Here is a 22,220-nt window from a genome sequence, read left to right on the forward strand (position 1 = left end):
GGTCTGTCGGCCGTTAGTCGCGAGCCGCGGTCAGATGTTCCGCGTGTTCCTGCAGTGAGCGCACGCTGACGTCGCCGCGGCCCAGCGCGTCGATGCCCTGGACGGCCGCGGCGAGCGCCTGGACCGTCGTGAGGCAGGGCACCGAGCGGGCCACGGCCGCCGTGCGGATCTCGTAGCCGTCGAGGCGGCCGCCGGTGCCGTACGGGGTGTTGACGATGAGGTCGACGCCGCCGTCGTGGATGAGCTGGACGATCGTCTTCTCGCCGTTCGGGCCCTCGCCCTCGGACTGCTTGCGCACGACGGTGGCGTTGATGCCGTTGCGCTTGAGCACCTCCGCCGTGCCGGACGTGGCGAACAGCTCGAAGCCGTGCGCGACCAGTTCGCGCGCCGGGAAGATCATCGAGCGCTTGTCGCGGTTGGCGACGGAGATGAAGGCGCGGCCACCGGTCGGCAGCGGGCCGTAGGCGCCCGCCTGCGACTTGGCGTAGGCGGTGCCGAAGACCGAGTCGATGCCCATGACCTCGCCCGTGGAGCGCATCTCCGGGCCGAGGACGGTGTCGACGCCGCGGCCGTGGATGTCGCGGAAGCGCGACCACGGCATGACGGCCTCCTTGACGGAGATCGGCGCGTCCATGGGAAGCGTGCCGCCGTCGCCGTGCCGGGGCAGCAGCCCCTCTTCGCGCAGCTCGGCGATGGTCGCGCCCAGCGAGATGCGGGCGGCGGCCTTCGCCAGCGGGACGGCGGTCGCCTTCGAGGTGAAGGGGACGGTGCGTGAGGCGCGCGGGTTGGCCTCCAGGACGTACAGGATGTCGCCGGCCATCGCGAACTGGATGTTGATCAGGCCGCGCACGCCGACGCCCTTGGCGATGCCCTCCGTGGAGGCGCGCAGGCGCTTGATGTCGAAGCCGCCGAGCGTGATCGGGGGCAGCGCGCACGCCGAGTCGCCGGAGTGGATGCCGGCCTCCTCGATGTGCTCCATGACGCCGCCGAGGTAGAGCTCGGCGCCGTCGTAGAGCGCGTCCACGTCGATCTCGATGGCGTCGTCGAGGAAGCGGTCGACGAGGACCGGCCGCGAGGGGCTGATCTCGGTCGACTCCTCGATGTACGCGGCGAGGCGGGTCTCGTCGTACACGATCTCCATGCCGCGGCCGCCGAGCACGTACGAGGGGCGTACGAGGACGGGGTAGCCGATCTCGTCGGCGATGGCCTTTGCTTCGGCGAACGTCGTCGCGGTGCCGTGCTTCGGCGCGGGGAGCCCGGCCTCGGCGAGCACGCGGCCGAAGGCGCCGCGGTCCTCGGCGGCGTGGATGGCCTCGGGCGAGGTGCCGACGACGGGCACGCCGTTGTCCTTGAGCGCCTGCGAGAGGCCCAGCGGGGTCTGGCCGCCGAGCTGGACGATGACGCCCGCGATCGGCCCGGCCTGCGCCTCGGCGTGGACGATCTCCAGGACGTCCTCCAGGGTGAGCGGCTCGAAGTAGAGCCGGTCGGAGGTGTCGTAGTCCGTGGAGACGGTCTCGGGGTTGCAGTTGACCATCACGGTCTCGTAGCCCGCGTCGCTCAGCGCGAAGGAGGCGTGGACGCAGGAGTAGTCGAACTCGATGCCCTGGCCGATGCGGTTCGGACCCGAGCCGAGGATGATCACGGCGGGCTTCTCGCGGGGCGCGACCTCGCTCTCCTCGTCGTACGAGGAGTAGAAGTACGGCGTCTTCGCGGCGAACTCGGCGGCGCAGGTGTCGACCGTCTTGTAGACCGGGCGCACCCCGAGGGTCTGGCGCACCTCGCGGACGACGTCCTCGCGCAGGCCGCGGATCTCGGCGATCTGGGCGTCGGAGAAGCCGTGCCGCTTGGCCTCGCCGAGCAGGTCGGCGTCCAGGCGCTCGGCGGCGGCCAGCTCGTCCGCGATCTCCTTGATCAGGAAGAGCTGGTCGACGAACCACGGGTCGATCTTCGTGTGCGCGAAGACCTCCTCGGGGGTGGCGCCGGCGCGGATGGCCTGCATGACGGAGTTGATGCGGCCGTCGGTGGGCCGGATGGCCTCGGCCAGCAGCTCGGCCTTGTCGCCGGGCTCGCCGACGAAGGTGAACTGCGAGCCCTTCTTCTCCAGGGAGCGCAGCGCCTTCTGGAGGGCCTCGGTGAAGTTGCGGCCGATGGCCATGGCCTCGCCGACCGACTTCATGGTGGTCGTCAGGGTCGAGTCCGCCGAGGGGAACTTCTCGAAGGCGAAACGCGGGGCCTTGACGACCACGTAGTCGAGGGTCGGCTCGAAGGAGGCCGGCGTCTTCTCGGTGATGTCGTTCGGGATCTCGTCCAGCGTGTAGCCGACGGCCAGCTTGGCAGCGATCTTCGCGATCGGGAAGCCGGTGGCCTTGGACGCGAGCGCGGAGGAGCGCGACACGCGCGGGTTCATCTCGATGACGATGACCCGGCCGTCCTCGGGGTTCACCGCGAACTGGATGTTGCAGCCGCCGGTGTCGACGCCGACCTCGCGGATGATCGCGATGCCGACGTCCCGCAGGATCTGGTATTCGCGGTCGGTCAGCGTCATCGCCGGGGCGACGGTGATCGAGTCACCGGTGTGCACGCCCATCGGGTCGAAGTTCTCGATGGAGCAGACGACCACGACGTTGTCGTTCTTGTCGCGCATCAGCTCCAGCTCGTACTCCTTCCAGCCGAGGATGGACTCCTCCAGGAGCACCTCGGTGGTCGGCGAGAGCGTGAGGCCCTGTCCGGCGATGCGGCGCAGCTCCTCCTCGTCGTGCGCGAAGCCGGAACCGGCGCCGCCCATGGTGAAGGAGGGGCGGACGACCACGGGGTAGCCGCCGAGCTCGTCGACGCCCTTGAGGACGTCGTCCATGGAGTGGCAGATGACCGAGCGGGCGGACTCGCCGTGGCCGATCTTCTTGTTGACCTCTTCGACGACGTCCTTGAAGAGGTCGCGGTCCTCGCCCTTGTTGATGGCCTCGACGTTGGCGCCGATCAGCTCGACGCCGTACTTCTCCAGGACGCCCTGCTCGTGCATGGAGATGGCCGTGTTCAGGGCCGTCTGACCGCCGAGGGTGGGCAGCAGCGCGTCGGGGCGCTCCTTGGCGATGATCTTCTCGACGAACTCCGGGGTGATCGGCTCGACGTACGTGGCGTCGGCGATCTCCGGGTCGGTCATGATCGTCGCCGGGTTGGAGTTGACGAGGATGACGCGCAGGCCCTCGGACTTGAGGACGCGGCACGCCTGGGTGCCTGAGTAGTCGAACTCGGCGGCCTGGCCGATGACGATCGGGCCGGAGCCGATGACCAGGACGGACTGGATATCGGTGCGCTTAGGCACGCTGGCCCTCCATCAGGGTGACGAAACGGTCGAAGAGGTACGCGGCGTCATGCGGGCCCGCGGCCGCCTCGGGGTGGTACTGGACGCTGAACGCCGGCTGGTCGAGCAGCTGGAGCCCCTCCACCACCTGGTCGTTCAGGCAGACGTGGGAGACCTCGGCGCGTCCGTAGGCCGTGTCGGAGACCTTGTCGAGCGGGGCGTCGACCGCGAAGCCGTGGTTGTGCGCGGTGACCTCGACCTTGCCGGTCGTGCGGTCCTGCACCGGCTGGTTGATGCCGCGGTGGCCGTACTTCAGCTTGTACGTGCCGAAGCCGAGGGCGCGGCCGAGGATCTGGTTGCCGAAGCAGATGCCGAAGAGCGGCGTCTTGCGCTCGAGGACGCCCTTGACCACGGTGAGGTCGACCGTCGAGGGGTCGCCGGGGCCGTTGGACAGGAAGAAGCCGTCCGGGTTCACCGCGTACACCTCGTCGAGCGTGGCGGTGGCGGGCAGCACGTGCACCTCGATGCCGCGCTCGGCCATGCGGTGCGGGGTCATGCCCTTGATGCCGAGGTCCAGGGCGGCGACGGTGAACTTCTTCTCGCCGATCGCGGGGACCACGTAGGACTCGGTGGTGGCGACCTCGGCGGAGAGGCTGGCGCCCACCATCTGGGGGGCCTCCTTGACGCGGGCGAGCAGCGCCGCGTCGTCGGCGAGCGACTCCCCGGAGAAGATGCCGACGCGCATGGCGCCGCGCTCGCGCAGGTGGCGGGTGAGCGCCCGGGTGTCGATGCCGCTGACGCCGACGACGCCCTGCTCGGTGAGCTCGTCGTCCAGGGTGCGCCGGGAGCGCCAGCTGGAGGGCACGCGCGCGGGGTCGCGCACCACGTAGCCGGCGACCCAGATGCGCCGGGACTCGGGGTCCTCGTCGTTGACTCCGGTGTTGCCGACGTGCGGGGCCGTCATGACGACGACCTGGCGGTGGTACGAGGGGTCGGTCAGCGTCTCCTGGTAGCCGGTCATGCCGGTGGAGAACACCGCTTCGCCGAAGGTCTCCCCCACGGCCCCGTAGGCGCGCCCGCGGAAGATGCGGCCGTCCTCCAGGACGAGTACGGCAGGAGCCTTTCCGGCTCCCCTTGTGGAGGTCGTCATCGTGCGGTGCCTTCCGTAGTGCTGGTCTTGATCATGGTGTTGATGGCCTCGACCCACTCGGCCTGCTCGGCCGCGTGGTCCGAGCGGAAGCCGGAGTCGAGCAGCTTCTCCCCGTGTTCCCACGTGACGATCAGCAGACCGCCCTCGGCGAGGACCTTGCCCGCGATGCCCTTGTCGAGGCGGGCCTCGCGCAGCTGCCCGGCCGGGATGAAGAAGTCGCTCGCGCCGGGGCGCACGACGTCGATCCCCGCGTCGCTGAGGGTCAGCTCGACGCGGCTGCGGGCGCCGAGGCCGTGCGCCACGATGCGGTCGAGCCACTGCCCCGCCGTGGTGGAGCCGTGGTAGCGGCCGCTCAGCTCAAGTGTGGCGGGGCCCGGGTCGGACGGCGCGGCGGGCAGCTCGGGCAGGTCGCTCTGGAGCGTGCCCCGCCACTTCCAGCCCTCGCGCATCAGCCAGTAGACGAGCGCGATGAAGAGCAGCAGTCCGACGACCCAGCCGAGCCGTGCGGCCCAGTCGGTCACGTCCGCCGATTCCTTCTCGGCGGCCAGTTCCACAAAAGTTGTCACGCGAGCTTCCCGTCGACGAGCGTGGCCCGACCCCGGAGCCACGTGTGCGTGACGCGGCCCGGCAGCTCGCGGCCCTCGTAGGGAGTGTTGCGGCTGCGCGAGGCGAAGCTCGCGGGGTCCACTTCCCCACGGTAATCGGCGTCGACCAGGACGAGGTTCGCGGGCTCACCTGCCGAGACGGGGCGTCCGTGGCCGGTGGCCCCGCCGATCTCCGCGGGCTTGGCCGACATGCGGTCGGCGACGGCCTCCCAGGTCAGCAGGCCGGTCTCCACCATCGTCTGCTGGACGACGGAGAGCGCGGTCTCCAGGCCGACCATGCCCATGGCGGCCGCGGCCCACTCGCAGTCCTTGTCCTCGTGCGGGTGCGGGGCGTGGTCGGTGGCGACGATGTCGATCGTGCCGTCGGCCAGGGCCTCGCGCAGCGCCATGACGTCGCGCTCGGTGCGCAGTGGCGGGTTGACCTTGTAGACGGGGTTGTAGGAGCGGACCAGCTCATCCGTGAGGAGGAGGTGGTGCGGGGTGACCTCGGCGGTCACATCGATGCCGCGCGACTTGGCCCAGCGCACGATCTCCACGGACCCGGCGGTCGAGAGGTGGCAGATGTGCACGCGGGACCCGACGTGCTCGGCGAGCAGGACGTCGCGCGCGATGATCGACTCCTCGGCCACCGCGGGCCAGCCGCCGAGCCCCAGCTCCGCGGAGACGACGCCCTCGTTCATCTGGGCGCCCTCGGTGAGCCGCGGCTCCTGCGCGTGCTGGGCGACGACGCCGCCGAAGGCCTTCACGTACTCCAGGGCGCGGCGCATGATCACGGCGTCGTCGACGCACTTGCCGTCGTCGGAGAAGACGGTGACGCCGGCCGCGGACTCGTGCATGGCGCCGAGCTCGGCGAGCTTCTTGCCCTCGAGGCCGACGGTGACGGCGCCGATGGGCTGCACGTCGCAGTAGCCGGACTCCTTGCCGAGCCGGTAGACCTGCTCGACGACGCCCGCGGTGTCGGCCACGGGGAAGGTGTTGGCCATGGCGAACACGGCGGTGTAGCCGCCAGAGGCGGCGGCGCGGGTGCCGGTGAGGACGGTCTCGGAGTCCTCGCGGCCGGGCTCGCGTAGGTGGGTGTGCAGGTCGACGAGGCCCGGCAGGAGGATCGCGCCGCCGGCCTCGACGACGGTCGCGCCCTCGGCGGAGAGGCCCGTGCCGACGGCCTCGATGGTCTCGCCGTCGATCAGGACGTCCTGCGCGTCGCCGCCGAGCACCTTCGCACCGCGGATCAGGGTCTTGCTCATTACTTGCTCTCCTCGGTACGGGTGTGGGCGGCGGCCGGCTCGTTGCCGCCAAGGAGCAGATAGAGGACGGCCATGCGGATGGAGACGCCGTTGGCGACCTGTTCGACGACCGTGCAGCGGTCGGAGTCGGCGACCTCGGCGGTGATCTCCATGCCGCGGACCATGGGGCCCGGGTGCATCACGATGGCGTGCGCGGGCATCTTCGCCATGCGCTCGCCGTCCAGGCCGTAGCGGCGTGAGTACTCCCGCTCGGTGGGGAAGAACGCGGCGTTCATGCGCTCGCGCTGGACCCGCAGCATCATCACGGCGTCGGACTTCGGCAGCACGCGGTCGAGGTCGTACGAGACGTCGCAGGGCCAGTGCTCGACGCCGACCGGCACCAGGGTGGGCGGGGCGACGAGGGTGACCTCGGCGCCGAGCGTGTGGAGCAGGTCGACGTTGGAGCGGGCCACGCGGCTGTGCAGGACGTCACCGACGAGGGTGATGCGCTTGCCCGCCAGGTCCTTGCCGAGCCCCTCGTCGGGTCCGACGAGGCGGCGCCGCATGGTGAAGGCGTCGAGCAGGGCCTGGGTGGGGTGCTGGTGGGTGCCGTCGCCGGCGTTGATGACGGCGGCGTCGATCCAGCCGGAGGTGGCCAGGCGGTAGGGCGCGCCGGAGGCGCCGTGCCGGATGACGACGGCGTCGACGCCCATCGCCTCCAGGGTCTGCGCGGTGTCCTTGAGGGATTCGCCCTTGGAGACGGACGAGCCCTTGGCGGCGAAGTTGATGACGTCGGCGGACAGGCGCTTCTCGGCGGCCTCGAAGGAGATCCGGGTCCGCGTCGAGTCCTCGAAGAAGAGGTTGACGACGGTGCGGCCGCGCAGGGCGGGCAGTTTCTTGATCGGCCGGTCGGCGACCCGGGCCATCTCCTCGGCCGTGTCGAGGATGTGGACGGCGTCGTCGCGGGAGAGGTCGGCGGCCGAGATGAGGTGTCGCATCATCGGGGGTGTACTCCGGTGTGTGGAGGTCTGCGGGCAAGCGGGCGCGCAGGGGTGTGCCCTGGACCCGTGCTGTCCCGTGCGGGAGGGAGCCGGCCCTTCAGGCGGAGGCGGGCTTGGCGCCGAGCAGCACGGCGTCGCGGCCGTCCTCCTCGGTGAGCTGGACCTTGACCGTCTCCCGCAGCGACGTGGGGAGGTTCTTGCCCACGTAGTCGGCGCGGATCGGCAGCTCGCGGTGGCCGCGGTCGACGAGCACGGCGAGCTGCACCGCGCGCGGGCGCCCGATGTCGTTCAGCGCGTCGAGGGCGGCGCGGATGGTGCGGCCGGAGAAGAGGACGTCGTCGACGAGGACGATCAGGCGGCCGTCGATGCCGTCACCGGGGATCTCGGTGCGGGCCAGCGCGCGCGGCGGGTGCATGCGCAGGTCGTCGCGGTACATGGTGATGTCGAGAGAGCCGACCGGGACCTCGCGTCCGGTGATGCCCTGGAGTTTCTCGGCGAGCCGTCGGGCGAGGAAGACGCCACGGGTGGGGATGCCGAGGAGGACCACGTCGTCGGCGCCCTTGGCGCGCTCGACGATCTCGTGGGCGATGCGGGTCAGCACCCGCGCGATGTCGGGGCCCTCGAGAACGGGGCGCGCGACACCGGAGTCATGCGTTTCCTGCGTGTCCATATGAAAACGGACCTCCTTCTCCGCCTCACGGGACGGACTTTAAAGGACGTCGAAATTGCGCCAGTCACGTTACCAGCACTGGTGACCGAGTACGACATCGGGCTCCACCGAAGGGGCGGTAGAGACCATTCGGCTTGACGCAGGCAAGTAACGCTGCGTAACCTCACAGTGAGTTACCAGCCACGCGGCGGAGCCGCCTGATTGTCGCAGCGTCCGGGGAGCTATATGTCCAGCGAATACGCCAAGCAGCTCGGAGCCAAGCTCCGTGCGATCCGTACCCAGCAGGGCCTTTCCCTCCACGGAGTCGAGGAGAAGTCCCAGGGACGCTGGAAGGCGGTCGTGGTGGGGTCGTACGAGCGCGGTGACCGTGCCGTGACCGTGCAGCGCCTCGCCGAGCTGGCGGACTTCTACGGCGTCCCGGTGCAGGAGCTCCTGCCCGGCACCGCCCCCGGTGGCGCCGCCGAGCCGCCGCCGAAGCTCGTCCTCGACCTGGAGCGCCTCGCCCATGTGCCGGCCGAGAAGGCGGGCCCGCTCCAGCGTTACGCCGCCACGATCCAGTCGCAGCGCGGTGACTACAACGGCAAGGTGCTCTCGATCCGCCAGGACGATCTGCGCACCCTCGCCGTGATCTATGACCAGTCCCCCTCGGTCCTGACCGAGCAGCTCATCAGCTGGGGCGTCCTGGACGCGGACGCGCGCCGCGCCGTCGCTCACGAAGAGGTCTGACCAGAGCCTCACACCGAGCAGAAACGTGCCGCCGGGGTGGCCGCAGCCGAAAGGCCGCGGCCACCCCGGCGGTTTCTGCTGTGCCCAAAGCTTTGGCCTTCGCTCGGGGGCGTACTTTTCGCGCGTTCTCGTGCGCGCCGGTTTGGCGTGTGGCCCCGCCATGGACGCATAAGCGCCTTTGCGCGCGAAAACCCGGAGGGCCCGCGGCGGTTGCCGCGGGCCCTCCGGGTGACCGTCACGGAGGCTCCGCGCCTCCGTCGGTCCTACGCCTCGTGGTGCTTACGCCTCGTCGCGGCGCAGGGACGGCTTGAGGTCCTTGAACCTGCCGAGCAGGCCGTTCACGAAGGACGGCGACTCGTCCGTGGAGAACTCCTTGGCGAGCTGCACCGCCTCGTCGAGCACCACCGCGTCGGGGGTGCCGTCGACCCAGACCAGTTCATAGGCACCGAGCCGCAGGATGTTGCGGTCCACGACCGGCATCCGGTCCAGGGTCCAGCCCACGGCGTACTGCGAGATGAGGTCGTCGATGCGGCGCTCATGCTCCGCGTAGCCCTCGACGAGCTCCATCGTGTACTCGCTCACCGGCGGCTGCCGGGTGTCGGACCGCGAGTGGCGCACCCAGTCAGCGAGGACCGTCAGGACGTCGGTGCCGCGCTGGTCGGCCTCGAAGAGGATCTGGAAGGCGCGCTTACGGGCCGTGTTACGAGCAGCCACGGTTAGCTGTTCACCCGGCCGAGGTAGCTGCTGTCACGGGTGTCGACCTTGATCTTCTCGCCGGTGGTGATGAAGAGCGGGACCTGGATCTGGTGGCCGGTCTCCAGCGTGGCGGGCTTGGTGCCACCGGTGGAGCGGTCGCCCTGGACGCCCGGCTCGGTCTCCTGGATCACGAGCTCGACGGCGGCGGGCAGCTCGACGAAGAGCACCGAGCCCTCGTGCTGCGCGACGGTGGCCGTGAAGCCCTCGATCAGGAAGTTGGCGGCGTCGCCGACGGCCTTCTTGTCGACGTGCAGCTGGTCGTAGGTCTCCATGTCCATGAAGACGAAGTACTCGCCGTCCATGTAGGAGAACTGCATGTCGCGCTTGTCGATCGTGGCCGTGTCGACCTTGACGCCGGCGTTGAACGTCTTGTCGACGACCTTGCCGGAGAGCACGTTCTTCAGCTTGGTGCGCACGAAGGCCGGGCCCTTGCCGGGCTTGACGTGCTGGAACTCGACGACGGACCAGAGCTGGCCGCCTTCGAGCTTGAGCACCAGGCCGTTCTTGAGGTCGTTCGTGGAAGCCACGGTTGCTTCAATCTCCTGGACTGACGTGGACGACCCCGGCGCACGCGCACAGCCTCGAAGGCTAGAGCGCGAGCAGCTCCTTGGTCGTAATGGTGAGTAGCTCGGGTCCGCCGTCCGCCTCGGGGCGTACGACGAGCGTGTCATCGATCCGGACTCCGCCCTTGCCCGGGAGGTGAACCCCCGGCTCGACGGTGACCGGCACGCAAGCGTCCAGTTTACCCATGGCCGCGGGCGCCAATTGAGGGTCCTCGTCGATTTCGAGCCCCACACCGTGACCGGTCACCGGACCGAGTCCGTCCGTGTACCCGGCCGAGTCCATCACATGACGGGCCGCGCGGTCCACGTCGCGGCAGGCGGCGCCGGGCACGAGGGCCTCCCTGCCCGCTCGCTGGGCGGCGAAGACGAGGTCGTACAGCTCGATCTGCCAGTCGGCGGGAGAGGTGCCGATGACGAACGTACGCCCGATCTCACACCGGTAGCCCCGGTAGGCGGCCCCCAGGCAGACGGAGAGGAAATCGCCCTCCTCCACCCTCCGGTCGGACGGCCGGTGCCCGCTTCGTCCGGAGTTCGGACCGGTGCCGACCGAGGTGGCGAAGGCGGGCCCGTCGGCCCCGTGGTCCACGAGCCGCCGCTCCAGCTCCAGGGCGAGATGCCGCTCGGTCCGGCCGACGAGGATGGATTCGAGGAGTTCTCCGAGGGCCTGGTCGGCGATCTCGGCGGCGATCCGCAGGCAGGAGATCTCCTCCTCGTCCTTGATGAAGCGCAGCTGCTCGACCGCGCCGCCGAGGTCCACCAGGCGCAGCCGGGGCGCGACGGAGCCGATGGCCCGGTGCCGGGCGACGGTCAGATGGTGCTCCTCCACGGCCAGCGACTCCGCTCCCTGGCCGGCCGCGAGCCCGGCGGCCGCCACGGCGGGGTCGGCGCCCGGCTCGGACAGCAGCCGCATCCGCAGCGCCTCGTCGGGCCGCCCTTCGCCGTGCTGGTCGCTGGGCGGTCTCCCGCACAGCAGGACGTCCTCGCCCTGGCCCACGAGCAGCACGGCGCCCAGCGGCGCCGCTCCCGCGAGATAGCGGACGTTGGCGGGCCGGGACACCAGCGCCGCGGCGCCCCCGCCGGCGGCGCACCGCTCCCTCACCCGCTCCCTGCGGACCGCGTAGACCTCAGACATGGGGCGAGCCTATGAGCGCCGCGGCGGTCCGGCCCGGCCAGCGCGTCCGACCGGGCGTCCGGGCCGCCGGGCCGGTCCGTCCGGCGCGGGGGCTCAGGCGCTCACCCGTCCGCGGGCCCCGCTACCACTGCGGTGGGCTGGCGATGGCTCTGGTCAGGACGTCGTCCAGGAGTCGGGCCGTGCCGGGGACGTCCAGTTGGGAGTTGTCGATGATGGGCAGGCCCGAGCCGTACCACCCCGCCATGCGGCCGTGGATACGGGCCACTTCCTCGTCGGTGAGGCGGCGGTTGCCGCTGCGCCGGGCGTTGCGCTCAAGGACGATCTCCAGGCCCGGCAGGAGGACGACGGGCAGCAGGCCGGGGCCGACGTGGCGCTTCCAGCCGCCGAGGCCGACGACCGGGCGGTCGGGGAAGACGGCGTCGTCGAGGATGCAGGAGATGCCGTTCGCCAGGAAGTTCCGCGCGGCGAAGCCGCAGGTGCGGCGGGCCAGGCGGTACTGCGCCTCGGAGTGGTCGTTCCATCCCGACTGCGGGTCGGCGAAGCCCGAGCGCACCCATTCGCGTACGTCGTCGAGGCTGATGTGGGCCGTCGGCACGTGCCGGTGCTCCGCCCAGTACTTGGCGACGCTCGTCTTGCCCGCGCCCGCGGGGCCGATGAGCAGCACGGCGAGCGTGGTGGCCCCCGGGTCGGCCTGGGCCGTGTCCTGCGGCGGACTCGGCATCGCCACGGGGCCGCCCGGCGGGAGCCGGACGTGCCCGGTGGCCTCCGGCGCGGGCGGCACGGGCCCCGGCGGATGCGGGACCGGCGGCCGGCCGGGCGCGTGCGGGGCCTGGCTGGGCGCGTGAGGGGCGTGCGGGGCCTGGCCCGGAGCCTGCGGGGCCTGGGCGTGCGGCGCCTGGCCGGGGGGCTGGGGGGCGTGGCCGCCCGTGAAGCCCGGCGGGGGCGGCGGTCCACCGTGCGGGGCGGCTCCCTGGGGTGGGGCGCTCGGGTGATGTGCGGCCGGGGACCAGCCGGTGGCCGGTCCATGCCCCGGCTGATGGGGCGGCAGCGGAGACCCCACTGCGTGCTGCATCCGGTGCCACTCCGTCTCGTGCGACTGACGCTGGTCGGGCGGCGGCCGGGCCGCCCGTCAGAGCCTGTGCGGCAACCCCGGCCAGGCTCTTGCCGAACGGTACCGTCCCCGGCCGCCGTTGTGTGAACGGCCGGGGCGGCCGCGAAGTGCCCGTGGCCGGATCAGCGTGGCCGCGGGACCCCTTACTGGCCCACTTCGCCGTAGGCGGCGAGCAGCACCGCCGGGTCGGGGCCCTCCAGGACGGTGGGCTTGCCGAGGCCGTCGAGGACGATGAAGCGCAGCAGGTCACCGCGGGACTTCTTGTCGACCTTCATGGTCTCCAGGAGCTTCGGCCACTGGTCGTAGCGGTACGTCAGCGGAAGGCCCACCGACTCCAGGACGCTGCGGTGCCTGTCGGCGGTCGCGTCGTCCAGGCGCCCCGCCAGACGGCCGAGTTCGGCGGCGAAGAGCATGCCCACGGAGACGGCGGCGCCGTGCCGCCACTTGTAGCGCTCGTTCTTCTCGATGGCGTGCGCGAGCGTGTGCCCGTAGTTGAGGATCTCGCGCAGCCCGGCCTCCTTGAGGTCACCCGAGACGACCTCGGCCTTGACCTTGATGGAGCGCTCGATGAGCTCGGCCGTGTGCGGCCCGGCGGGCGTGCGCGCGGCCTGCGGGTCGGCCTCGATGAGCTCCAGGATCACCGGGTCGGCGATGAAACCGGCCTTGATGATCTCCGCGAGCCCGGAGACGTAGTCGTTCACCGGCAGCGAGTCGAGCGCCGCCAGGTCGCAGAGGACGCCGGCCGGCGGGTGGAAGGCGCCCACGAGGTTCTTGCCCTCGGCGGTGTTGATGCCGGTCTTGCCGCCGACCGCCGCGTCCACCATGCCGAGCACGGTGGTCGGCACGGCGATCCAGCGGACGCCCCGCAGCCACGTCGCGGCCACGAACCCGGCGAGGTCGGTGGAGGCGCCGCCGCCGACGCCCACGATGATGTCGCTGCGCGTGAAGCCGGACTGGCCGAGCGCCTTCCAGCAGTACGCCGCGACCTCGGCCGTCTTGGCCTCCTCGGCGTTGGGCACCTGGATGGCGACGGCCTCGTAGCCCTGGTCGGCGAGGTCCTGGCGGAGCGCGTCACCGGTCTCGGCGAGCGCCTCGGGGTGGATCACGGCGACCCGCTTGGCCTGGTCGCCGATGAGCCCCGGCAGCTCGCCGAGGAGCTGCCGACCGACCAGCACCTCGTACGGATCCGTGCCGGCGGTCCCGCCGACGTGGATGCGGGTGGGGGCCTGCTCCGTCGTCTGCTCCGTGGTCATGCTTCCTTCAACTCCAGTGCGTCGAGGACCGCCTGGGCGACCTCTTCGGGGGTGCGGCCGTCGGTGGCGACGACCGCGCGGGCGACTTCGGCGTACAGATGGCGGCGGGCGTCCATCAGCTCGCGCCACTGCTTGCGCGGGTTGACGGCGAGCAGCGGGCGCGCCTGGTTGAGGCCGGTGCGCTTGACGGCCTCCTCGACGTCCATCGAGAGGTAGACGACGGGGTGCGCCGAGAGCAACGCGCGCGTGCCGTCGTCGAGGATCGCTCCCCCGCCGAGCGCGAGGACGCCGTCGTGCTCCTCGACGGCGGCGCGCACGGCCCGCCGCTCCAGGTCACGGAAGTACGGCTCGCCCTCGTCGACGAAGATGTCGGCGATCTCGCGGCCCTGCGCGGCGACGATGTCGGCGTCGGTGTCGCGGAACGCGGTCCCGAGCCGGTCGGCGAGCAGCTCGCCGACCGTCGTCTTGCCCACGCCCATGGGCCCGACGAGGACGACGCGCGGGCCGCCGGTTGCCGGGCCGGTCACCGGATCTGCAGGTTGTCGAGGTAGGACCGCACGTTGCGCCGGGTCTCGGGGACGCTGTCGCCGCCGAACTTCTCGGCGACGGCGTCGGCGAGGACGAGCGCGACCATCGCCTCGGCGACGATGCCGGCCGCCGGGACGGCGCACACGTCGGAGCGCTGGTGGTGCGCCGTGGTGGCCTCACCGGTCGCCACGTCGACGGTGGCGAGGGCGCGCGGCACGGTCGCGATGGGCTTCATGGCGGCGCGTACGCGCAGCAGTTCACCGGTGGTCAGGCCGCCCTCGGTGCCGCCGGAGCGGCCGGAGGCGCGCCGGATGCCGTCCTCGGTGGACACGATCTCGTCGTGCGCCTTGGAGCCCGGCACGCGCGCGAGGTCGAAGCCGTCACCGACCTCGACGCCCTTGATGGCCTGGATGCCCATGAGCGCGGCGGCGAGCCGCGCGTCGAGCCGCCGGTCCCAGTGCACGTGCGAGCCGAGGCCGACCGGCACTCCGTAGGCGAGGACCTCGACGACGCCGCCGAGGGTGTCGCCGTCCTTGTGGGCCTGGTCGATCTCCGCGACCATCGCCTTCGACGCGTCGGCGTCCAGGCAGCGCACCGGGTCGGCGTCGAGCCTGTCGACGTCGGCGGGGGTCGGGTAGACGCCGTAGGGGGCCTTGGCCGCCGCCAGCTCCGTCACATGGCTGACGATCTCGATGCCGGCCGTCTCCTTGAGGTACGAGCGGGCGACCGCGCCGAGCGCGACGCGGGCCGCCGTCTCGCGGGCGGAGGCGCGCTCCAGGATCGGCCGTGCCTCGTCGAAGCCGTACTTCTGCATGCCCGCGAGGTCGGCGTGGCCGGGGCGGGGGCGGGTCAGCGGGGCGTTGCGCGCCAGCTCGGCGAGTTCGGCCGGGTCGACCGGGTCGGCCGCCATGACCTGCTCCCACTTGGGCCACTCGGTGTTGCCCACCATGATGGCCACGGGCGAGCCCATGGTCAGGCCGTGCCGGACGCCGCCGAGGAAGGTGACCTCGTCGCGCTCGAACTTCATGCGCGCGCCGCGTCCATAGCCGAGCCGTCGCCTGGCCAGGTGGTCCGCCACCATCTCCGTGGTGATCGGCACGCCGGCGGGAAGTCCCTCCAGCGTCGCGACAAGTGCGGGTCCGTGGGACTCCCCAGCGGTCAGCCAGCGCAACCTGCTCAACGGTGCTCCTCATGCTCGCGCCTGGAACTGCGGTCTTCGACGGCGCGGCCGGGTGCGCGGCCCTGGCCCGCCTTGCCCCGATCCTCCCACGATCCGGGGGCGGAACCGGCCCCAGGTCCAACAGACGGACGCCGTGCCCGCCAGGCGGACGCCCGTCGCTAGCGCTCCGCGAGCGCGTGCTCGCCCGCCCTGCGCATGGCGTCGAGCGGCGCGGACGGGCGGCCGGTCATCTGCTCGACCTGGAGCACCGCCTGGTGCACGAGCAGGTCGAGGCCGCTGACCACCGCTCCTCCGTACGCCGACCAGCGCGCGGCGAGGGTGGTGGGCCACGGGTCGTACAGCACGTCGAAGAGGGTGGCCGGGCATTCCGGGATGGCCGCGGCCAGCTCGTCGGTGGCGCCCGCCGGGGTCGTGGCGATCACCAGGGGGGCGTCGAGCGCCTCCCTGGCGTCCGCCCAGTCGGCGGTCCTGACCTCGACGTCGAGCCGGTCGCCCCACTGCCGCATCTCCGCCGCCCGCGCGTCGCTGCGCACATAGGCGACGACCTCGCCGGCGCAGATCCGGGCGAGGGCGGCGAGCGCGGAGGACGCCGTGGCGCCCGCGCCGAGGACCGCCGCGGACTCGACCTGCTCGATGCCGTGTTCGCGGAGGGCGGCGACCATGCCGGGGACGTCGGTGTTGTCGCCGGTCCTTCGGCCGTCCTCGGTGAGGACGACCGTGTTCACCGCCTCGACGGAGGCGGCGGTCGCGCTGATCTCGTCGAGCAGCGGGATGACCGCCCGCTTCAACGGCATCGTCAGCGAGAGTCCCGCCCATTCGGGCCCGAGTTCCCCCATGAATGCGGACAGCGCGGCCTCGTCGATCTCGAAACGGTCGTACGACCAGTCGCTCAGACCCAGCTCCTCGTATGCCGCGCGATGCAGCACCGGGGAGAGGGAATGGGCGATCGGGGAGCCGAGGACTGCGGCTCGACGCTTCTGCGCGCTCATTGCCCCTTCAGGTATTTCTCGCGGTTCCGGTTCTGCTCTTCGTTCGTCTCGGCGAAGTACGTCTTGTCCTCGTGGGGAATGGAGACGAAGTAATACCAGTCGCCCTCGGCCGGGTGCAGCGCCGAAGTCAGCGCCACTTCGCCCGGATTGCCGATCGGTCCGGGCGGCAGGCCCTTCACCTTGTACGTGTTGTACGGGTCCTCGATCCTGCGCAGCTCGTCGACCGTGCCCGTGCCGAGCTTGGACTCGCCCTTGAGGTAGTTCACCGTCGAGTCGAAGTCCAACAGGCCGTACGTCTCGGTGTTCGTGGGCTTGAGGCGGTTGTAGACGACCGTCGCGACCTTCTCGAAGTCGTGCTTGTACTTGCCCTCCGCCTGGACCAGGCTCGCCACGGTCAGGACCTGGAGCGGGTCCTTCAGCTTCAGTTCCGCGGCCTTCGACGCAAGGCCGAGCTGCTCGTACTTCTCATTGGCGTGGGCGACCATCTTCCGGAGGACGTCCGCGGGCTTCTGGCCCTTGGCGACCGGATAGCTGGAGGGATAAAGGAATCCTTCCAGCGGGTCCTTGATGTCCTTGCTCGTATTCGCCCAGTCGGGCAGCCCGAGTTTCTTCCAGTCCTTCTTGGCGACCTTTTCGGTGGTGCCCTCGTCCAGTTGGAGGCGCGTGTCGATCTGCTGATAGACCCACGCGTTCCGCTTGCCCTCGGGAATGACGAGATTGCTGCGGCTCTTGGGGTTCAGCATGAGATCAACGGCGCTCGCCGCCGACATGCGTTTCTTCAGCGTGTAGACGCCCGACTGGATCGACTGGTCCTGGCGCCTTCCCTGGGCCGAGACGAACGCGTCGACGCTCTTGACGACACCGGCCTCCTTCAGCTTGGCGCCGATCTCGTAGCCGGTGGAGTCCTCGGGGATGTCGACCGTGACCGCGCCCGAGCCGTCGCCCGCGTAGTCCGGCGCCGTGCCGAAACGATCCTGGTAGAACTGGTAGCCGAAGTAGCCGACGCCGGCCAGGCCGCCGCCGAAGACCAGGGTGACGACCAGACAGGCGCAGCCGCTGCGGCGCTTCTTCGGCTTCTTGCCGCCGCGCCGGTCGCCACGTCCGCCCTTGCGGCCCGGCTCGTCGTCGACGTCGTCATCGTCGTCGCCGCCCGCGAAGAAGGCGTGCTCGCCCCGGTCGGGACCCGGGTCCCAGTCGGTCTCGGCCCCCGGCTCGGCCTCGGGCTCCGCCGGACGGCGGCGGCCCGGCGGTTCGGGCGGCTCGTACGCGTCCGGCGTCGCGTAGTAGTCGGGGTTCTCCTGGGCGTAGTCCGCGGGCCGGCCGCCATAGGGGTCCATCGGGTCGCCCGCGTACGGGGCCCGCGGCTGCTGCCCGGTGTCGTAGCCACCGCCGCCGTAGGTGTCGTGGCCCCCGCCGTAGCCGGACTCGGGCCCGGCCGGGTAACCGGACTCGGAGCCGCCGTCATGACCTTGGCCCTGGCCTTGGCCCTGGCCCTGGCCTTGAGGATGACCTTGGCCCTGGCCTTGAGGGTGACCGTGGCCCTGGCCCTGGCCGCCGTACCCCTGCCCCGGATCACCGCCGTACGCCTGGGCCGGCCCGCCCTCGTACATCTGCCGGCCGTCGCCGTAGGCCGACTGGCCCTGGACGGCCTGCTGACCGGTGTTCCAGTCACCGCCGTACTGCCCCTGCTGCGACTGCTGGTGCTGCTGATGCTGGTGCGGCTGGTGGTACTGCTCCTGGCCGCCGTAGGTGGACTGGCCGCCCGCGGGCTGCTGTCCTCCCCATCCGCTGTCCCCGTACAACGGGTCCTCCGGATGCCACGGTTCGGAGCCTGGGCCCCGGCCATACTCAGTCATCGATCCCCTACATGCCGCGAGGCGGGGCCGCCGTCTGGTGGGCCGGGCAACCATTCCGCCTCTTGATGCTGTGCGGCAGCTGTTCGAACGCCGCCGCATCGCGCGGAACGTTACCGTATCGCGATCAGATGACCACTTCGACGCCCTCGCCCGGAGCTTTACCTGACGCCCGTTCGGACTCCAGTGCCTGCTGGAGGATGATCACGGCTGCCGCCTGGTCGATGACAGACCTGCCCTTTTTGGACTTCACGCCCGAGGCGCGCAGGCCCTGACCGGCCGTCACTGTGGTCATCCTCTCGTCCACGAGCCTCACCGCGATGGGGGCGACCATGCGGGCGAGGTCCTGGGTGAAGGCACGGACCTTGGCGGCCGCCGGGCCCTCGCCCCCGTTGAGGGAGCGAGGGAGGCCGACGACGATCTCGATCGGTTCGTACTCCTCGACGAGCTGCTTCAACCGGCGCTGGGCGGCCGGGACGTCACGTCCCGGCACCGTCTCGACCGGCGTGGCGAGGATCCCGTCGGGGTCGCACGAGGCGACCCCGATACGGGCGTCACCGACGTCGATGGCCAGACGCCGGCCCCTGCGCATGGGCTCGGCCATCAGGCCGTCTCGGTGACGAGGCGCTCGACGGCGGCGATGGCGTCGCCGACGGCGGCCGGGTTCTGACCGCCGCCCTGGGCGACGTCCGGCTTGCCGCCGCCACCGCCGCCGAGGGTCTTGGCGGCCGTACGGACCAGGTCGCCGGCCTTGAGGCCGCGCTCACGGGCGGCCTCGTTGGTGGCGATGACCGTGAGCGGCTTGCCGTTGGCCGTCGTGAACAGGGCGACCACCGCGGGGCGGTCGCCGGGGATGCGTCCGCGCACGTCGAGGACCAGCTTGCGCAGGTCGTCGGCGCCCGTGCCGTCGGGCACCTGACCGGTGACGACGGCGACACCGCGTACGTCCTTGGCGCCCTGGACCAGACCGGCGGCGGCCTGGAGGACCTTCTCCGCGCGGAACTTCTCGATCTCCTTCTCGGCGTCCTTCAGCTTGGCGAGCATGCCGGAGATCTTCTCGGGCAGCTCCTCGGGGCGGCCCTTGACCAGCTCCTGGAGCTGGGCGACGACCGTGTGCTCCTTGGCGAGGAAGTTGTACGCGTCGACGCCGACCAGGGCCTCGATGCGGCGCACGCCGGAGCCGATGGAGGACTCGCCGAGCAGCTTGACCAGGCCGAGCTGGGCGGTGTTGTGCACGTGCGTGCCGCCGCACAGCTCCTTGGAGAAGTCGCCGATGGTGACGACGCGCACGCGCTCGCCGTACTTCTCGCCGAACTCGGCGATGGCGCCCTGCTTCTTGGCGTCGTCGATCGACATGACCTCGGCCTGGACGTCCAGCTCACGGGAGAGGACCGCGTTGATCTTCTGCTCGACGTCCGTCATCACGGCCGTGGGCACGGCGGACGGCGAGCCGAAGTCGAAGCGGAAGCGGCCGGGCTGGTTCTCCGAACCGGCCTGGGCGGCCGTGGGGCCGAGCGCGTCGCGCAGCGCCTGGTGCGTGAGGTGCGTGGCGGAGTGGGCGCGGGCGATGGCGCGGCGGCGGTGCGCGTCGATCGAGGCCCACACCGGGGCGCCGACGGTGATCTCGCCGACCTGGACGACGCCCTTGTGGACGTGCACGCCGGGCACCGGCTTCTGCACGTCGCGGATCTCCACGACGGCGCCGCTGTCCAGGCGGATGCGGCCGGTGTCGCCGATCTGGCCGCCGCCCTCGGCGTAGAAGGGGGTGCGGTCGAGGACGATCTCGACCTCGTCGCCCTCGGTGGCGGCGGGCGAGGAGACGCCGTTGACCAGCAGGCCGACGATGCGGGCCTCGTTCTCCGTGTCGGCGTAGCCCGTGAAGTCGGTGGCGCCGGCGGTGTCGGCGATCTCGCGGTAGGCGTGCAGGTCGGCGTGGCCGGTCTTCTTGGCCCTCGCGTCGGCCTTGGCGCGGTCCCGCTGCTCCTTCATCAGGCGCCGGAAGCCGTCCTCGTCCACGGAGAGGCCCTGCTCGGCGGCCATCTCCAGGGTGAGGTCGATCGGGAAGCCCCAGGTGTCGTGCAGCAGGAACGCCTTGTCGCCGGAGAGCACCTTGCCGCCCGCGGCCTTGGTCTCCGTGACGGCGGTGTCGAGGATGTTGGTGCCGCCCTTGAGTGCCTTGAGGAAGGCGGCCTCCTCGGCGAGGGCGACGGTCTCGATGCGCTTGCTCTCGGCGATGAGCTCCGGGTACTGCAGGCCCATCGTGTCGATCACGACGCCGATGAGGTCCTTGACGACGGGGCCGGTGGCGCCGAGCAGGCGCATGTTGCGGATGGCGCGGCGCATGATGCGGCGCAGCACGTACCCGCGGCCCTCGTTGCCCGGCGTGACGCCGTCGCCGATGAGCATGGCCGACGTGCGGATGTGGTCCGCGACGACGCGCAGGGAGACGTCCGAGCCGGCGTCGGCGCCGTAGCGCACGCCGCTCAGCTCGGTGGCCTTGTCCATGACGACGCGGAGGGTGTCCGTCTCGTACATGTTCTGCACGCCCTGCAGGATCATGGCGAGGCGTTCGAGGCCGAGGCCCGTGTCGATGTTCTTCGAGGGCAGCTCGCCGAGGATCGGGAAGTCCTCCTTGCCGTCGCCGGCGCCGCGCTCGAACTGCATGAAGACCAGGTTCCAGATCTCCACGTAGCGCTCGTCGTTGACGGCGGGGCCGCCCTCCTCGCCGAACTCGGGGCCGCGGTCGTAGTTGATCTCCGAGCACGGGCCGCAGGGTCCGGGCACGCCCATGGACCAGAAGTTGTCCTTCTTGCCCAGGCGCTGGATGCGCTCCTTGGGCACGCCGACGACCTCGTGCCAGATCCGCTCGGCCTCGTCGTCGTCGAGGTAGACGGTGATCCAGAGCTTCTCCGGGTCGAGGGCGAAGCCGCCGTCGGCCACGGAGCTGGTCAGCAGCTCCCAGGCCAGCTTGATGGCGCCTTCCTTGAAGTAGTCGCCGAAGGAGAAGTTGCCGCACATCTGGAAGAACGTGCCGTGCCGCGTGGTCTTGCCGACCTCTTCGATGTCGGGGGTGCGCACGCACTTCTGCACGCTGGTGACGCGCGGTCCGGGCGGCTTGACCTCACCGAGGAAGTAGGGCTTGAAGGGCACCATGCCCGCGGGGACCAGCAGCAGAGTCGGGTCGTCCGCGATGAGCGACGCCGAAGGGACGACGGTGTGCCCGCGCTCCTCGAAGAAGCTCAGCCAGCGGCGGCGGATTTCAGCCGACTCCATCAGTGGTCCTCATTCCGGTTGTACGAGTACGTCGGGTTCTCGATGTACTTCGTCTTGTTGTCGTTGCTGCTGTCGTGCTTGGCGGGACTGCGGTTCTCGATCACCGCGAAGCGGCGTGCGGGAAGCGCGTCGGGGTGGGCGTTGAGGCCCAAGGCCTCGCCCAGCTCGGCCTCGCGCTGGACCATGCCGTCGCGGACGTCGAGCGCGAAGTCCTTGATCTTGTGACCCGCCTCGATCGCCTTGTCCGCGGCCTGCGCGGCCAGGCTCTCGGGCGTGAGCTGCTTGAGCTTGCGGTTGACCTTGGTGGTGGCCCACACACCGGCGGCCGCGCCCGCGGTGAACCAGAATGTACGGCGGAACATCGCTGTGTCAGCCCCTCTTATTCCGGGTGTCCCGCTTCTTCTGGCGCGCGGACGGCACCGTGCGGCCCACGATCACCGTACGACGGGACGGCTTGGCGGGCACTTCCCCTGCTTCGGGCGCTGCCTTGCGGCTGATGGCCCTGCGTACGCCGTAGCCGAACGCGGCCACCTTGACGAGCGGGCCGCCGAAGGTGGAGGCGACCGTCGTGGACAGGGCCGACGCGTTCGACGTGACCTCCTGGACGTCGGAGGCGATGGCGTCGACGCGGTCGATCTGCGTCTGCGCCGAGCGCACCGCGGTGGAGGCGTCGGCCAGCAGGGGCACCGCCTGCTCGGTCACGTCCGCGACGAGCTTGGTGGTCGCCCTGAGCGTCTGGGCCAGCCTCGCGAGCGCCACCGCGAGGAAGGAGACCAGGATCGCCCAGAAGACGGCCACCAAGATCCCGGCAACCTCTCCACCGGACACTTGGCACCGCTCCCCTGAGACATCGTCCCTGAACATCGAAAAGTCGTTTCCCGAGCCTATCGCGCCGGGGCAGCCGCT

At 71.0% G+C, this 22,220-nt stretch carries 20 protein-coding genes; 1 reads left to right on the forward strand and 19 read right to left on the reverse strand.

Annotated features, from left to right (window positions below):
• Nucleotides 1–13: 13 nt before the first annotated feature.
• The 6 genes from carB to pyrR all read right to left on the reverse strand — a co-directional run bounded on the left by carB (nt 14) and on the right by pyrR (nt 7,950).
• Nucleotides 14–3,322 (reverse strand): carbamoyl-phosphate synthase large subunit, encoded by a 3,309-nt coding sequence (gene carB / locus DCW30_RS19950; protein WP_076687135.1) that lies wholly within the window; start codon nt 3,320–3,322, stop codon nt 14–16.
• A complete protein-coding gene (carA, locus tag DCW30_RS19955) occupies nt 3,315–4,451 on the reverse strand; it encodes a glutamine-hydrolyzing carbamoyl-phosphate synthase small subunit (RefSeq protein ID WP_076687134.1) in 1,137 nt (378 codons plus the stop codon). Before carA ends, carB begins: the two co-directional genes overlap by 8 nt.
• Nucleotides 4,448–5,017, reverse strand: a complete 570-nt coding sequence (locus DCW30_RS19960; protein ID WP_076687133.1) for a PH-like domain-containing protein — start codon at nt 5,015–5,017, stop codon at nt 4,448–4,450. The genes carA and DCW30_RS19960 overlap by 4 nt, the downstream gene beginning before the upstream one ends.
• The gene (locus tag DCW30_RS19965; RefSeq protein ID WP_076687132.1) at nt 5,014–6,300 is read right to left on the reverse strand and encodes a dihydroorotase; all 1,287 of its coding nucleotides are present in this window, start codon (nt 6,298–6,300) and stop codon (nt 5,014–5,016) included. The genes DCW30_RS19960 and DCW30_RS19965 overlap by 4 nt, the downstream gene beginning before the upstream one ends.
• Nucleotides 6,300–7,280, reverse strand: coding sequence for an aspartate carbamoyltransferase catalytic subunit (locus DCW30_RS19970; RefSeq protein ID WP_076687131.1), 981 nt, complete (start codon nt 7,278–7,280; stop codon nt 6,300–6,302). The genes DCW30_RS19965 and DCW30_RS19970 overlap by 1 nt, the downstream gene beginning before the upstream one ends.
• A gap of 97 nt (nt 7,281–7,377) precedes the next feature.
• The gene (gene pyrR, locus DCW30_RS19975; RefSeq protein WP_076687130.1) at nt 7,378–7,950 is read right to left on the reverse strand and encodes a bifunctional pyr operon transcriptional regulator/uracil phosphoribosyltransferase PyrR; all 573 of its coding nucleotides are present in this window, start codon (nt 7,948–7,950) and stop codon (nt 7,378–7,380) included.
• 225 nt (nt 7,951–8,175) lie between these two features.
• On the opposite strand from pyrR, the gene bldD reads away from it, so the two are divergent.
• On the forward strand, nt 8,176–8,676 hold the full coding sequence (bldD, locus tag DCW30_RS19980) for a transcriptional regulator BldD (RefSeq protein ID WP_055698930.1): 501 nt from the start codon (nt 8,176–8,178) through the stop codon (nt 8,674–8,676).
• Between the two features lie 279 nt (nt 8,677–8,955).
• Here the strand turns inward: bldD and nusB are convergent, their stop codons facing one another.
• The 13 genes from nusB to DCW30_RS20050 form a co-directional block, all read right to left on the reverse strand.
• Nucleotides 8,956–9,390, reverse strand: coding sequence for a transcription antitermination factor NusB (gene nusB, locus DCW30_RS19985; RefSeq protein WP_062779558.1), 435 nt, complete (start codon nt 9,388–9,390; stop codon nt 8,956–8,958).
• Nucleotides 9,391–9,392: 2 nt separating this feature from the next.
• The gene (gene efp, locus DCW30_RS19990; RefSeq protein WP_062779556.1) at nt 9,393–9,959 is read right to left on the reverse strand and encodes an elongation factor P; all 567 of its coding nucleotides are present in this window, start codon (nt 9,957–9,959) and stop codon (nt 9,393–9,395) included.
• Between the two features lie 61 nt (nt 9,960–10,020).
• Nucleotides 10,021–11,127 (reverse strand): M24 family metallopeptidase, encoded by a 1,107-nt coding sequence (locus tag DCW30_RS19995; protein WP_076687129.1) that lies wholly within the window; start codon nt 11,125–11,127, stop codon nt 10,021–10,023.
• A 121-nt stretch (nt 11,128–11,248) separates the two neighbouring features.
• Entirely contained in the window at nt 11,249–12,199 is a 951-nt protein-coding gene (locus DCW30_RS20000; RefSeq protein WP_119271290.1) for an AAA family ATPase, read from the reverse strand.
• Between the two features lie 182 nt (nt 12,200–12,381).
• Nucleotides 12,382–13,491, reverse strand: coding sequence for a 3-dehydroquinate synthase (gene aroB / locus DCW30_RS20005; RefSeq protein WP_076687127.1), 1,110 nt, complete (start codon nt 13,489–13,491; stop codon nt 12,382–12,384).
• Nucleotides 13,488–13,970, reverse strand: a complete 483-nt coding sequence (locus DCW30_RS20010) for a shikimate kinase (protein WP_062779760.1) — start codon at nt 13,968–13,970, stop codon at nt 13,488–13,490. The genes aroB and DCW30_RS20010 overlap by 4 nt, the downstream gene beginning before the upstream one ends.
• A 44-nt stretch (nt 13,971–14,014) precedes the next feature.
• Nucleotides 14,015–15,199: a chorismate synthase gene (gene aroC, locus DCW30_RS20015; RefSeq protein ID WP_076687126.1), complete on the reverse strand. Its 1,185-nt coding sequence runs from the start codon at nt 15,197–15,199 to the stop codon at nt 14,015–14,017.
• A gap of 158 nt (nt 15,200–15,357) precedes the next feature.
• Nucleotides 15,358–16,188 carry a shikimate dehydrogenase gene (locus DCW30_RS20020; RefSeq protein WP_076687125.1) on the reverse strand — a complete coding sequence of 277 codons (831 nt, stop codon included), beginning with the start codon at nt 16,186–16,188 and terminating at the stop codon, nt 15,358–15,360.
• Entirely contained in the window at nt 16,185–18,044 is a 1,860-nt protein-coding gene (gene mltG, locus DCW30_RS20025) for an endolytic transglycosylase MltG (protein WP_076687124.1), read from the reverse strand. The genes DCW30_RS20020 and mltG overlap by 4 nt, the downstream gene beginning before the upstream one ends.
• A 124-nt stretch (nt 18,045–18,168) precedes the next feature.
• Nucleotides 18,169–18,633, reverse strand: coding sequence for a Holliday junction resolvase RuvX (ruvX, locus tag DCW30_RS20035; RefSeq protein ID WP_062779758.1), 465 nt, complete (start codon nt 18,631–18,633; stop codon nt 18,169–18,171).
• Between the two features lie 11 nt (nt 18,634–18,644).
• A complete protein-coding gene (alaS, locus tag DCW30_RS20040) occupies nt 18,645–21,314 on the reverse strand; it encodes an alanine--tRNA ligase (RefSeq protein ID WP_062779542.1) in 2,670 nt (889 codons plus the stop codon).
• Nucleotides 21,314–21,676, reverse strand: coding sequence for a DUF6167 family protein (locus DCW30_RS20045; protein ID WP_062779540.1), 363 nt, complete (start codon nt 21,674–21,676; stop codon nt 21,314–21,316). The genes alaS and DCW30_RS20045 overlap by 1 nt, the downstream gene beginning before the upstream one ends.
• A gap of 7 nt (nt 21,677–21,683) precedes the next feature.
• Nucleotides 21,684–22,142, reverse strand: a complete 459-nt coding sequence (locus tag DCW30_RS20050) for a DUF948 domain-containing protein (protein WP_076687122.1) — start codon at nt 22,140–22,142, stop codon at nt 21,684–21,686.
• Nucleotides 22,143–22,220 lie beyond the last annotated feature (78 nt).

It is taken from the genome of Streptomyces alfalfae (assembly GCF_004127445.1).
GTDB lineage: Bacteria > Actinomycetota > Actinomycetes > Streptomycetales > Streptomycetaceae > Streptomyces > Streptomyces alfalfae.

What these genes read in the sequence shown, in the direction of transcription:
- carA (WP_076687134.1), bottom strand. Translation starts at nt 4,451, where the DNA reads ATGACGACCTCCACAAGGGGAGCCGGAAAGGCTCCTGCCGTACTCGTC.
- DCW30_RS19965 (WP_076687132.1), bottom strand. Translation starts at nt 6,300, where the DNA reads ATGAGCAAGACCCTGATCCGCGGTGCGAAGGTGCTCGGCGGCGACGCG.
- DCW30_RS19970 (WP_076687131.1), bottom strand. Translation starts at nt 7,280, where the DNA reads ATGATGCGACACCTCATCTCGGCCGCCGACCTCTCCCGCGACGACGCC.
- pyrR (WP_076687130.1), bottom strand. Translation starts at nt 7,950, where the DNA reads ATGGACACGCAGGAAACGCATGACTCCGGTGTCGCGCGCCCCGTTCTC.
- bldD (WP_055698930.1), top strand. Translation starts at nt 8,176, where the DNA reads ATGTCCAGCGAATACGCCAAGCAGCTCGGAGCCAAGCTCCGTGCGATC.
- DCW30_RS19995 (WP_076687129.1), bottom strand. Translation starts at nt 11,127, where the DNA reads ATGTCTGAGGTCTACGCGGTCCGCAGGGAGCGGGTGAGGGAGCGGTGC.
- DCW30_RS20000 (WP_119271290.1), bottom strand. Translation starts at nt 12,199, where the DNA reads ATGCAGCACGCAGTGGGGTCTCCGCTGCCGCCCCATCAGCCGGGGCAT.
- aroB (WP_076687127.1), bottom strand. Translation starts at nt 13,491, where the DNA reads ATGACCACGGAGCAGACGACGGAGCAGGCCCCCACCCGCATCCACGTC.
- DCW30_RS20010 (WP_062779760.1), bottom strand. Translation starts at nt 13,970, where the DNA reads ATGGGCGTGGGCAAGACGACGGTCGGCGAGCTGCTCGCCGACCGGCTC.
- DCW30_RS20020 (WP_076687125.1), bottom strand. Translation starts at nt 16,188, where the DNA reads ATGAGCGCGCAGAAGCGTCGAGCCGCAGTCCTCGGCTCCCCGATCGCC.
- mltG (WP_076687124.1), bottom strand. Translation starts at nt 18,044, where the DNA reads ATGACTGAGTATGGCCGGGGCCCAGGCTCCGAACCGTGGCATCCGGAG.
- ruvX (WP_062779758.1), bottom strand. Translation starts at nt 18,633, where the DNA reads ATGCGCAGGGGCCGGCGTCTGGCCATCGACGTCGGTGACGCCCGTATC.
- alaS (WP_062779542.1), bottom strand. Translation starts at nt 21,314, where the DNA reads ATGGAGTCGGCTGAAATCCGCCGCCGCTGGCTGAGCTTCTTCGAGGAG.
- DCW30_RS20045 (WP_062779540.1), bottom strand. Translation starts at nt 21,676, where the DNA reads ATGTTCCGCCGTACATTCTGGTTCACCGCGGGCGCGGCCGCCGGTGTG.